At 62.3% G+C, this 12,229-nt stretch carries 10 protein-coding genes; 7 read left to right on the top strand and 3 right to left on the bottom strand.

Going from position 1 to position 12,229, the window contains the following annotated elements:
- Window positions 1-68 precede the first annotated feature (68 nt).
- From AC3WQS_RS22190 to AC3WQS_RS22215, 6 genes are read left to right on the top strand one after another with little or no spacing between them, the layout of a single operon-like run.
- Complete coding sequence (locus AC3WQS_RS22190; protein ID WP_492711812.1) at window positions 69-1,457, top strand: flavin-containing monooxygenase; 1,389 nt, start codon at window positions 69-71, stop codon at window positions 1,455-1,457.
- A complete protein-coding gene (locus AC3WQS_RS22195; protein WP_492711813.1) occupies window positions 1,454-2,608 on the top strand; it encodes a serine hydrolase domain-containing protein in 1,155 nt (384 codons plus the stop codon). The genes AC3WQS_RS22190 and AC3WQS_RS22195 overlap by 4 nt, the downstream gene beginning before the upstream one ends.
- Window positions 2,605-3,645: an NAD(P)-dependent alcohol dehydrogenase gene (locus tag AC3WQS_RS22200; protein WP_492711815.1), complete on the top strand. Its 1,041-nt coding sequence runs from the start codon at window positions 2,605-2,607 to the stop codon at window positions 3,643-3,645. The genes AC3WQS_RS22195 and AC3WQS_RS22200 overlap by 4 nt, the downstream gene beginning before the upstream one ends.
- Before the next feature lie 19 nt (window positions 3,646-3,664).
- Window positions 3,665-5,326, top strand: a complete 1,662-nt coding sequence (gene casG / locus AC3WQS_RS22205) for a steroid-24-oyl-CoA synthetase (RefSeq protein ID WP_492711816.1) — start codon at window positions 3,665-3,667, stop codon at window positions 5,324-5,326.
- Window positions 5,323-7,068 (top strand): N-acyl-D-amino-acid deacylase family protein, encoded by a 1,746-nt coding sequence (locus AC3WQS_RS22210; protein WP_428691157.1) that lies wholly within the window; start codon window positions 5,323-5,325, stop codon window positions 7,066-7,068. The genes casG and AC3WQS_RS22210 overlap by 4 nt, the downstream gene beginning before the upstream one ends.
- A complete protein-coding gene (locus AC3WQS_RS22215) occupies window positions 7,058-7,846 on the top strand; it encodes an SDR family NAD(P)-dependent oxidoreductase (protein ID WP_492711818.1) in 789 nt (262 codons plus the stop codon). Before AC3WQS_RS22210 ends, AC3WQS_RS22215 begins: the two co-directional genes overlap by 11 nt.
- A 2-nt stretch (window positions 7,847-7,848) precedes the next feature.
- Here the strand turns inward: AC3WQS_RS22215 and AC3WQS_RS22220 are convergent, their stop codons facing one another.
- The 3 genes from AC3WQS_RS22220 to AC3WQS_RS22230 all read right to left on the bottom strand — a co-directional run bounded on the left by AC3WQS_RS22220 (window position 7,849) and on the right by AC3WQS_RS22230 (window position 10,191).
- Complete coding sequence (locus tag AC3WQS_RS22220; protein ID WP_046379544.1) at window positions 7,849-8,328, bottom strand: carboxymuconolactone decarboxylase family protein; 480 nt, start codon at window positions 8,326-8,328, stop codon at window positions 7,849-7,851.
- Window positions 8,325-9,449 (bottom strand): NAD(P)H-dependent amine dehydrogenase family protein, encoded by a 1,125-nt coding sequence (locus tag AC3WQS_RS22225; RefSeq protein ID WP_492711820.1) that lies wholly within the window; start codon window positions 9,447-9,449, stop codon window positions 8,325-8,327. Before AC3WQS_RS22225 ends, AC3WQS_RS22220 begins: the two co-directional genes overlap by 4 nt.
- A gap of 61 nt (window positions 9,450-9,510) precedes the next feature.
- A complete protein-coding gene (locus tag AC3WQS_RS22230) occupies window positions 9,511-10,191 on the bottom strand; it encodes an NUDIX hydrolase (RefSeq protein ID WP_492711822.1) in 681 nt (226 codons plus the stop codon).
- A gap of 78 nt (window positions 10,192-10,269) precedes the next feature.
- On the opposite strand from AC3WQS_RS22230, the gene AC3WQS_RS22235 reads away from it, so the two are divergent.
- Entirely contained in the window at window positions 10,270-12,207 is a 1,938-nt protein-coding gene (locus tag AC3WQS_RS22235) for an O-acetyl-ADP-ribose deacetylase (RefSeq protein WP_492711824.1), read from the top strand.
- The last annotated feature ends 22 nt before the right edge of the window (window positions 12,208-12,229 follow it).

Below are 12,229 nucleotides of genomic sequence, written 5' to 3' on the forward strand. Positions count from 1 at the left end.
CTCAAGTCACTTCTCGGGCTTCGATTCTTCTTCGCGCACGCCCGAGACAGAACAGAAAGCGATGGCGAATGAGCCCCTCCCCCTTGCCGAGCGTCTGCATCATCGGCGCCGGGCCTACCGGAATCACGACGGCCAAGCGAATGAAGGAATTCGGAATACCCTTCGACTGCTACGAAGCGTCCGACGAGGTCGGCGGAAACTGGTACTACAAGAACCCCAACGGAATGTCGGCCTGCTACCAGAGCCTGCATATCGACACGTCGAAGTGGCGCTTGGCATTCGAGGACTTCCCGGTCTCTGCCGACCTTCCCGATTTCCCCCACCATTCCGAACTCTTCCAGTACTTCAAGGACTACGTCGAGCATTTCGGCCTGCGTGAGTCGATCATCTTCAACACCAGTGTTGTTGCTGCAGAGCGTGATGCAAACGGACTGTGGACCGTCACGCGCTCGGACGGCGAAGTCCGTACCTACGACGTCCTGATGGTCTGCAATGGTCACCACTGGGATCCCAATATCCCGGATTACCCGGGTGAGTTCGACGGCGTCCTCATGCACAGCCACAGCTACAACGACCCGTTCGATCCGATCGACATGCGCGGCAAGAAAGTTGTCGTGGTCGGAATGGGGAACTCAGGCTTGGACATTGCTTCCGAACTGGGGCAGAGATACCTCGCCGACAAGCTCATCGTCTCGGCGCGCCGCGGCGTGTGGGTGTTGCCGAAATACCTGGGCGGCGTGCCGGGAGACAAACTGATCACCCCGCCCTGGATGCCTCGGGGGCTGCGCCTGTTCCTGAGTCGTCGATTCCTCGGCAAGAACCTGGGAACCATGGAGGGCTACGGACTACCCAAGCCGGACCACCGCCCCTTCGAGGCACATCCGTCAGCCAGTGGCGAGTTCTTGGGACGCGCCGGGTCCGGCGACATCACCTTCAGGCCGGCGATCACCAAACTCGACGGAAAGCAGGTTCATTTCGCCGACGGCACCGCCGAGGACGTCGACGTGGTCGTCTGCGCCACCGGCTACAACATCAGCTTCCCCTTCTTCGACGACCCGAACCTGCTGCCGGACAAAGACAACCGTTTCCCACTCTTCAAACGCATGATGAAGCCCGGAATCGACAACCTCTTCTTCATGGGACTGGCTCAGCCCATGCCGACGCTCGTCAACTTCGCCGAGCAGCAGAGCAAGCTCGTTGCCGCCTACCTGACCGGGAAATACCAACTGCCGTCCGCGAACGAGATGCAGGAGATCACCAAGGCCGACGAGGAGTACTTCCTCGCCCCCTATTACAAGTCACCGCGCCACACCATTCAGCTCGAGTTCGACCCGTACGTCCGCAACATGAACAAGGAAATTGCCAAGGGCACCAAGCGTGCCGCGGCCTCGGGGAACAAACTACCTGTTGCGGCGCGTGCAGCAGCACACGAACTCGAGAAGGCGGATCGCGCATGAGCACGGTGAACGGTCACTGCAACAACGAGTTCGAAGCCGTCCGCACCGCCTTCGAGGCGCAACTCGAATCCGGTGAGGAGTTGGGTGGCTCCATCGCCATCACCGTCGACGGAGAAGCCGTAGTAGACATCTGGGGCGGATACGCCGACGAATCCCGTACCACTCCTTGGGGTCCGGACACCATCGTCAACACCTTCTCCATCACCAAGACCATGACGGCTCTGTGTGCGCTCCTGCTGGTCGAACGCGGCCAATTGGACGTGTACCAGAAGGTTGCTCACTACTGGCCCGAATTTGCGGTAAACGGCAAGGAGGACATCGAAGTTCGCCACCTCCTGTCGCATACGTCTGGCGTCTCCGGTTGGGAGCGCCCGATCGAACTGACGGACATCTACGACCTCGAGACGTCCACCGCTCGCCTCGCTACCCAGAAGCCTTGGTGGGCCCCAGGTACGGCGTCGGGCTATCACGCGATCAACTACGGCCATCTCGTCGGTGAGGTCATTCGTCGCATCGACGGTCGGACCCTCGGCAGGTTCTTTGCCGAAGAGCTTGCCGGTCCACTGGGAGCCGACTTCCACATCGGCACGTCCGGAGAGCATTTCGGTCGAATAGCCACCATGGTTCCGCCGCCCGCGTTGGAGTTCGACCTGTCCACGCTCGACCAGGACAGCATCTTCATCAAGACCCTGACCTGCCCACTGCTCGACTACCCCGAGGTCAACACCGCGCCCTGGCGGGAGGCCGAGATCGGCGCAGTCAACGGCCACGGCAACGCACGTTCTATCGCTCGGATCCAATCCGTGATCTCGAACGGTGGTGTGCTCGACGGCCAGAAGCTGCTCTCGCAGAGCACCATCGACCTGATCTTCGAGATCCAAGCCGACGGTATCGACCTCGGGATCATGACTCCGCTCAAGTTCGGCATCGGATACGGACTGCCGCACCCGGATACCGCACCCCTGGTTCCCGACGGACGCGCCTGCTGGTGGGCCGGTATCGGCGGCTCGATGCTGGTCAACGATTTGGACCGTCGGATGACTTTCGCCTACGTCATGAACAAGATGGCACCCGGTCTGATCGGGTCCGACCGCAGCAACGCCTATCTGAGCGCTGCGTACAACTCCGAGATCAGCGAGGTCAGTTCATGAAGGCAGCTCAGCTCATGGGGCCTGGTCTCCTCGAGATCAACGACGTGCCGATCCCCGAGATCAGTCCATCGGAACTGCTGATTCGGGTGGGCGCAGCGGGAATCTGCCACTCCGATCTGCATCTCCTGCACTTTCCGTACAAGATGCGCGAAGAACCGCTGACCATCGGCCACGAAATTGCCGGAACGATCGAAGCCGTCGGGAGTGGCGTCGACGGCCGTTCCGTCGGAGAGCGTGGCGTCGTCTACCTGTGCTGGTCCTGTGGACAGTGCCGAGAATGCATGAGCGGCAACGAGAACATGTGCCTCGCCGCTGGACGCACCGCGATGCCGCCCTGCCCCGGGCTCGGTCCCGAAGGCGGAATGGCCGAGTACGTCAAGATCCCGGCTCGCTCATTCGTACCCATCGGAGACCTCGACTTCCTGCAGGCCGCACCGCTCGCCGATGCAGCACTGACGAGCTACCACGCCATTCGCGGCGCACGCGAACATCTCCAGCCCGGTGCCACCGCCGTCGTGATCGGCGTCGGCGGACTCGGTCACGTTGCAGTACAGATACTTCGCGCAACCAGTGCCGTGCGCATCATCGCCGTCGATGTCGGACAGGATCAACTCGATCTCGCCAAACGTTGCGGCGCCGACATCACGCTCGAATCGGGACCGGACACCGCGCAGCACATCCTCGACCTCACGTCGGCCAGAGGCGCAGAAGTCATCTTCGACTTCGTCGGTATCGACGCAACTGCACAGATGTCCGTTCAAGCGGTTGCGCCGAACGGCGCGTATCGCATGGTGGGTCTCGGAGGTGGAAACCCCGGAATCACTGCCGAAGCTGCCGGCGGACCTGGCTGGCCGTGGGGCGCATCGGTCCGGAAGTCCTATGGCGGCAACAGAAACGACCTCGTCGATTCCATCGCCCTGGCACAGGCCGGTCTGGTAACGGTAGAAGTAGCCCGCTTCGACCTCGCTGATGCCCGCGACGCACTCGACCGTCTCGAACACGGCAAGGTCACCGGACGCGCAGTGCTCGTACCCTAATCTTCGAAAGGCACTTCACGTGACTACTTCCGCTGATACACAAGCATTCATCGCGTCCGTCATGGCCGGGCTGACCGGCCCCGGTGGTCCTTTCGAGATGCAAGTCGAGGATGTACTCGGCAGCTCGATGCCCGTCATGAAGAACCGTGACAAGGCACTCGGCGACGTGCTCGCCTCATCCTTCGATTATGGATCACGCGACTACCTGGTGACCAAGGCCCGACGCTTCAGCTACCTCGAGCACGGCGAGGCCGTAGCAGCATTGGCCACGGCGCTGCGCGAGCGGTATGGCGTCCGCAAGGGCGATCGGGTGGGCATCCTCGCCGCCAATACGCCGGAATGGGTGATGACCTTCTGGGCGGCTCAGTCGCTTGGCGCCATCGCCGTCGGGTTCAACTCGTGGTGGGTGGCCCGTGAAGTGCAGTACGGCATCGATCACACCACTCCCACCGTGGTGATCGCCGACGCCAAACGCGCACAAGTTCTTTCCGAAGTGAACACCGATGTTCCCGTGCTCACGATGGAAGAAGATCTACCGGCCTTGATGGAGAAGTATTCGGGTTCGGCACTGCCCCGCACGTCCGTCGACGAGGACGATCCGGCCGTCATTCTTTACACGAGCGGAACCAGCGGCCGCCCCAAGGGAGCCGTTCACACTCATCGAAACGTGTTGGCCGTCATCGACTACCACCGCTACAGCGATCGCCTCGCTGCGGCGTTCACCGGCCGACCCAGTGACGGCCGACCCAGTGACTTGCGGTATCTGCTGACCGCGCCGCTGTTTCACATTGCAAGCCTGCATAACCTGGCGATCCCACGACTCGCAACGGGCGGAGCGGTGGTCATCCATCAGGGCGCCTTCGACGTCGACGAAGTCCTTTCCCTTGTCGAACGCGAGAAGGTCACCAACTGGGCGGTGGTCCCCACCATGGCAACCCGTCTCCTCGAACATGGCAGTCTCGAGAAGTACGACCTGACCTCACTGAGCGCCTTTGCACTCGCGTCTGCGCCGTCATCTCCGGCCTTGCAGGACCGCCTGCGCGCACGACTGCCTTTTGCGCAGCACACCTTGGTCGACAGTTACGGGCTCACCGAATCCTCCACCGGCATTTCGGTTGCCACGCCACCAGAACTCGCCGCGTTCCCCGGAACTCTCGGACGGCCCATCATCGGTGTGAGTGTGGAGGTCCGTGATCCATTCGGTGTTGCGGTTCCCGACGGCGAGGAGGGCGAAATCTGCGCTCGCAGTCCGTATGTGATGTCGGGATACTGGAACGACGAGACTGCAACTGCTGCCGCCATCGGTCCCGACCGATGGCTCCGAACCGGCGACTTCGGAGTTCTCGAAGACGGCCGACTCCGCCTGACGGGCCGCCGGTCCGATCTGATCCTGCGCGGCGGCGAGAACGTCTACCCTCTCGAAATCGAGCAGACTATCGACGAGCATCCCGCGGTACTCGAATGCGCTGTGATCGGCATTGATTCGGCAGACCTCGGTCAAGAAGTGGCGGCCGTTGTCGTTCTTCGCAGCGAGCGAGCGGCGACCGAAGAAGAACTACGCGACTATGTCGCCGAACGACTGGCCTACTTCAAGGTGCCGGTGAAGTGGAAACTGAGCACAACTCCTCTGCCTCGCAATGCAACCGGGAAGACGATACGCGCAAAGGTGGCTATCTCATGACCTACGACGCCGTGATCAACAACGGTCTGTGGTTCGACGGCACCGGGGCGAAACCAGCTGTCCGCAATCTGGGTATCAGCGGCGGGCTGGTCACTGCCATCTCCCTCGATCCACTCGACGAAACCGACTGTCCCCGTGTCATCGACGCGCGGCGCAAGTGGGTGATCCCGGGCATCGTGGACATCCACACTCACTACGACGTCGAGATCCTCGAAGGCCCGGCGCTGAGCGAATCTCTCAGACACGGGGTCACGTCGATCTTTGTCGGATCGTGTTCCCTGTCCACCATTCACGCCAGCCCGTCGGACGCCGGCGACCTTTTCGGCCGCGTCGAAGCTATTCCACGCAAGCACGTCGTCGAAGCACTCACGCGGGCCAAGACCTGGAACTCCGCGAGAGAGTATGTTGCTGCGCTCGAGGCGCTTCCGCTAGGTCCCAATGTTGCAGCCTTCATCGGACACTCCGACATGCGAGCCGCCGAGATGGGACTGGATCGTGCTACCAGGAAGGACGTGCACCCCACCGACACCGAACTCGCGTCGATGGAAGCACAGTTGACCGAAGCTCTCGACGCAGGATTCGTCGGGATGTCCAGTCAGCAATTGTTGTTCGACAAACTCGACGGTGAGACCTGCCGCTCACGCACGCTGCCGTCGACGTATGCAACCACGAAAGAACGACGCCGACTCAATGCGATCCTGCGCCGCCGAGGACGGGTATTTCAGGCCGGACCTGACCTCTCCAACCCGATGAGTACCGGAGCTATGGCGTTCTCCAGCGCGGGTATCTGGCGTAAGCGACTCAAGACGAGCATGCTTTCGGCGGCCGACATCAAGTCCAACAAGTTGGCCGTGGTGATCCTCGGCCCACTGGCACACTTGGTCAATCGACTCGGCGGCGACCTGCGCTGGCAGCACCTGCCAGTTCCCTTCGAGGTATATGCCGACGGCATCGACCTGGTTGTCTTCGAGGAGTTCGGATCCGGCGCTGCAGCACTGCATCTGACCGACGAGATGGAACGCAACGTCCTGATGCAGAGTGAGAAGTACCGTCGACAGTTCCGCAAGGACTACGATCAAAAATTCGGCGTCAAAGTCTGGCACCGCGACTTCTTCGACGCCGAAATCGTTTCCTGCCCCGATGAATCCCTTGTCGGCAAGAGCTTCGGGCAGGTCGGCGTCGAACGAGGCGGCCTCCACCCTGTCGATGCATTCCTGGATCTGGTCCTCGAACACGGCACGAAAGTGCGTTGGCGCACAACCATCTCGAACCACCGGCCGGAGATTCTGGACAAGTTCGCCCAGGACAACGGCGTCCAACTCGGGTTCTCCGACGCCGGAGCGCATTTGCGCAACATGGCGTTCTACAACTTCGGCTTACGACTACTACGACGTGTCTACGATGCCCAAAAGGTCGGCCGTCCCTTCATGACCGTCGAGGCAGCGGTGCATCGCCTCACCGGCGAACTCGCCGAGTGGTACGACGTCGATGCCGGGCACCTTCGATTAGGTGACCGCGCCGATCTGGTTGTGATCGATCCCGCCCATCTCGACGATTCACTCGAGACGTACGCCGAAAGTCCGGTCGCGGAGTACGACAACCTCTCCCGCATGGTCAATCGCAACGATCAGACCGTCACCGCAGTGTTCGTCGGCGGCGAGTACGTCTTCGGCGACGGAGAAGCAGCACCCGTTCTCGGCAACCGCCGAACCGGAAAGTTCTTGAAAGCAGGTGCCCATTAACACGTCCAGATTTGCCGGCAAAACCGCGGTTGTCACCGGCGCAGCATCAGGTATCGGTGCAGCCATCGCACTACGACTTATCGGCGAAGGCGCACAGGTAGCCGGAATAGACATCGATGCAGAGGGTTTGAAGGAGATAGCCTCCCAGCACGGCGCGTCTTTCCTCGCCGTTCCCGCTGACGTCACCAAGGAATCCGATGTTGCCGAGGCTATTGCCGCTGCGGCTGCGGAATTCGGCGGTATCGATCTGGCTTTCAACGTTGCCGGGGCGTCGAGGGTGGGGCAGATCGTCGACCTCGACGAGGCCGACTGGGACTTCACCATCGACCTGGTACAGAAGGGTGTCTTCCTCTGCACCAAACATGAAGCGCGGCATATCCGAGAGCACGGTCGCGGTGGTGCGATAGTCAACGTGTCCTCATTGAACGCGCACGTCCCGAGCCCCTACGGGAGCGCGTACGCGACCGGCAAAGCCGGGGTCGAGATGTTCAGCAAGAATGCCGCGATCGAACTCGCTGCGTCGGGGATCCGGGTCAATGCCGTTCTACCCGGCCTGGTCGACACGCCACTGGTCGCGCCGGTCATGAACTACGAACCCGCCCGCGACATGTTTCTCAGCCGAATCCCCATGTCCCGAGCGGCAACTCCCGAGGAGATCGCGGGCCCCTGCCTCTATCTCGCCAGCGACGACGCCTCGTACATCACCGGAACCAGTCTGGTCGTCGACGGCGGCTGGGAGGTCTCGAACTACCCGGATCTGACGACGCTGGGCAACTAGGTTCAGTTGCCGGGCAACACGCATTGAGTATCGAGGCCGAGGACGTGGTTGAGCCGGCCGAAAGCCAACCACGATCCGAGGCACATGCTCAATTCGACGATTTCTCGCTGGGAGTAGTGAGCTGTCATGCGTTCCCAGAACTCGTCGTCGAGCCCGTGGTGGTCGAGGGCGTATCTCTCGGCGTATTCGGCAGCGAGGCGCGTCCTGACGTCGAACGCATCTGTGGTGCGCCAGTCGGTGACAGCCTGATCGAAAGTCGACTCCACAGTCTCGCCGTCACGCTCGGTGCGCCAGTCCTGACAGAAGATGCACCCGTTGATCTGAGCGATCCGAAGCCTGGCCGCCTCGAACTCGCGGAGTCCGAGAGTGCCGTCCGTGTAAACCTTTTGGGAGAACCCGGCGGCCGCGGGCCCGATGCCGGGGACCATCTCTCCCCACACGTAGCCGATCGGGTTCTTACCTTCGGGTATGTCGATATTCATGTGAGTACCTCCGAGTTTCGGGCACCGAGCTTGCCGACGCCGGGTGTGAGCGGAACGTCCAGCGCGTCGTATAGGCCGGGTTCAGCCTGACGTAGCCACGGAATTGCGTTGACGAGACGTCCTACGGCCGTGGCATTTCCACCGGCCGCGCGGTTTCCACCTTCATCGGTGGCTTCGACGTTGATCTCGATTCGTGGTCGCCCTTCGACGATCACCTTGTGCGCGCCGTCGCCTCCGTCGGGCGGGAGCGGCCAGTCGCGGGCACAGGACGGATGAATACGCGTGACGTGTTCGATCACGATCAGGGGTTCCCCGCCGACGATTCCCTGAACCTCGAATCGCAGTGCGCCTTGGGTGCCGGCCGCGAACTCCCCCATATGTTCGGTCGACACGGTTTCCTCGAGCGGGCGGCGCAGCAAGGTCTCGCGGATCTCGTCGAGTTCCACCCCGAGCGCTCGGGCGATGAGCCGAATCTGCCCGCCCCAGACCATGGTGGGAACACTGGGCGCGACCATCGGAGGTTCGTAGTCCATCGGCTGACCCATCCCGATCAGGTAGCGGACAGAATCCGGCTGTTCGTAGGTCGTGTAGTCGAAGATTTCCTGACACCGGATCTGGTCGATTGTCCCCGCGAGCCCGCTGACGAGAATCGGCAGGATGTCGTTGCCCCAGCCTGGGTCGATACCGGAGACGAACAGAGCGCCGCCGCCCGTCTTGGCTGCAGCTTCGACGGGATCACGAAGTTCGGGAGGCGCAGATTTCGGGTCGTACAGCGCATATACCGACGGCGTGACCACTACAGCTCCGGCGGCCAGCGCCCGCGTGATGTCGGCAACCGCGTCATCGGGCCGGATGTCGCCGGACGCCGCGTAGACCACCGCGCCGGGGGACGCTGCGAGCACGGCATCGGCGTCGTCGGTAGCCGCGACGCCCAGGTGCACTCCCAGATCGGCGAGGTCACCGGCGTCTCGCCCGACCTTTGCGGGGTTGGCAACGATGACGCCGACAAGTTCGAGGACCGGATTGGCTGTCACAGCGCGAATCGATGCACGCCCGACGTTGCCGGTACCCCACACGACAGTCGGAATCTTGGACTCGGCTTCATTCGAAACTGCACCCATCAATCGGACATTACCCAGCTCAGCGCGTCAGGTCAGCAGAACTGCAAGAATTCGTTTCACTTCATCCGGTCAAAAATGCCATTGCCTGCGCAGCCAGTGCGCCGTCACCCCGCCTCCGGTACGTCTCGGCGGGTCGGCCGTTACCTGGTCTGCTCATCTCGCCGGTACTTTCGAGCGCGTCGAACACCTGTCGGCGGAAGCTGTCCTTCTGGAACGGACGATCGAAGATCACCTCGTACAGTCTCCGAAGTTCGGCGACGGTGAACGTCCCGCCCGACAATCCGTCCGGATCCACGTACGACGCGTACCTCGCGCGTAGGTCCGTGACCGCGAGTCGCACCATGTCGGCGTGATCGAACGCGAGTCCGCTCACTGCCTCGTCGTCGTACACATCGACGAGAAGCGCCGAATCGGGCAGCGCCGATTCCGGTAGGCAAGCTGTGTGTGCGACCGACAAAACCCATCCACGGTCGTCGCGGTCCGGTCGGTCGAAGATCGCCAACTGGTGAAAGCTCGTCTGGGCCAACTCGGCCTTGACCGACAGGGCACGATCGGCTGCGGCCGTGAGCAATTCGCGTTCGTGCAGAAAAGTTCCCGGTAGCGCCAGCGCACCGAGACGGTGCCGAACCACCAGAACTTTCAGAGATCCACCGCTGTACGTCAGCACCGCGACGTCCACTGCCACAGACGGACGCGGATAGTCCGTCAATCCCTTGCCGCTCGTGTCTGTCCATTTATTCACCCTTGCATGTTATCTCAAACATGATCTATGGTTAGCGCAAAGTTGATCAAACGATCATCGCGAACCGAAGAGGTGGCTATGAAACTCACCGCACAGCAGTCCGATCGAGCGGCCGGCGTTCTGCTCGGCACCGCAGCAGGAGACGCACTCGGCGCCGGCTACGAATTCACCTACCCGAAGGCCGAGGTCACGATCGACATGATCGGTGGCGGCCCGTTCGACTGGGCGCCGGGAGAATGGACCGACGACACCTCGATGGCAGTTGCGATCGCCGAGGTGGCCGCTACCGGAATCGACATCGGAAGCTCTGACGGTCTCGATGCCATTGCAGCACAGTTCATCCGGTGGTACGACTCGAAGCCCGCGGACATCGGCAACCAGACACGAGCAGTGTTGTCTGCCCGCTCCGAAAGCGCAGCGGCGATGACGGATCGTGCGCGGGCGATCAGCGGCCGCAAGGCCGGCAACGGCTCGCTCATGCGGACTGCTCCCGTCGCCCTCTCCTACTTGGACGATGCAGAAGGTGCCATGGCGGCCGCGCACCGGATCAGTTCACTCACGCATGACGACCCGCGTGCCGGACAGGCGTGTGAGTTGTGGACCCATGCCATCCGCCATGCCGTTGTCGCCGGCAACTTCGACGGCGTTCGAGGCTTCCTCTCCGTTGCCGATCAGGAGGTAGCCGAATACTGGGGCCCGCTGCTCGATCAGGCCGAAACCGGGAACCCGCAGGACTTCTCCAAGAACGGTTGGGTGGTGCATGCACTTCAGACTGCTTGGTGGGCCATCACTTCCACGGACAATGCCGACGCTCGCCACCTCCAGTACGCATTGGAAGCAGCCGTACGAGCCGGCGGGGACACCGACACGACTGCGGCTATCGCGGGTGGCCTTCTCGGCGCCCGTTGGGGAGCGTCGGCTGTTCCCGCCCGCTGGCGCCGAATCATGCAGGGCTGGCCGGGATACCGTTCCTCCGATCTGGTTCGCCTGGCGATCAAGACTGCTCGCGGCGGTACCGACGACAAGAACGGATGGCCGTCGACCGCAGAACTCGATTACTCGAGATTCCACGGAACCCACCACCTGACCACACATCCGCATGACGACGGCGTCACGCTCGGCGGCGTCGATGCGGTGTCCACTGCAGACTACGACGCCGTGGTCAGCCTGTGCCGCATGGGAACACGGCGGGTCAGCTCCGATCACGTCGAGTTCTGGTTGGTCGATGACGGTCACGATTCCAACGCCAACCTCGAGTTCGTTCTCGACGACGCAGCGCGCACCGTCCAGGCGTTGCGGGCCGAGGGAAAGCGCGTACTCCTTCATTGCGTTCAGGCGCACAGTCGCACACCGTCGGTTGCGGCGCGATACTCGATGTTGATCGGACGTGACCCCTACGACGTACGCTCGGCTATGCCGTGGGCTCGCCCGAAGCGTGAACTCTGGAACACGGCAGTCGGAAACACAGCCGTCGGAAACACAGCCGTCGGGTACACAGGAGGATCCATGCCCGCTATTACCGTCGTCGAAGGTGACATCACGACGCTGACCGTCGACGCCATCGTCAACGCGGCCAACTCCAGACTCCTCGGCGGTGGCGGTGTCGACGGCGCGATCCACCGGGCCGGAGGACCGGAGATCCTGAAGGCCTGCGAGGTATTGCGCAACACCAGCCTTCCCGACGGTCTCCCGGTGGGTGCGGCCGTGGCCACCACCGCGAGAAAGCTCCACGCCAAGGCCGTGATTCACACCGTCGGCCCGAGGTATTCGCGCTCCGAGGACCGATCCGGATTGCTTCGGTCGGCGTACACCCGCAGTCTCGCCGTTGCCGACTCGATCGGCGCACGAACCGTCGCCTTTCCGTTGATCTCGGCAGGGGTCTACGGCTGGCCGAAGGAAGATGCGGTCCGACAGGCCGTTTCAGCGATTCGCGCGGCGAAGACCGAGGTCGAGACGGTCACACTGGTCGCATTCAACAAGGAGACGGCAGAACTGATGCGCCGCGCGATCGCCTGACCGTTTACCGGGCCCACTTCAC

Source organism: Rhodococcus sp. FW305-130, assembly GCF_058788335.1.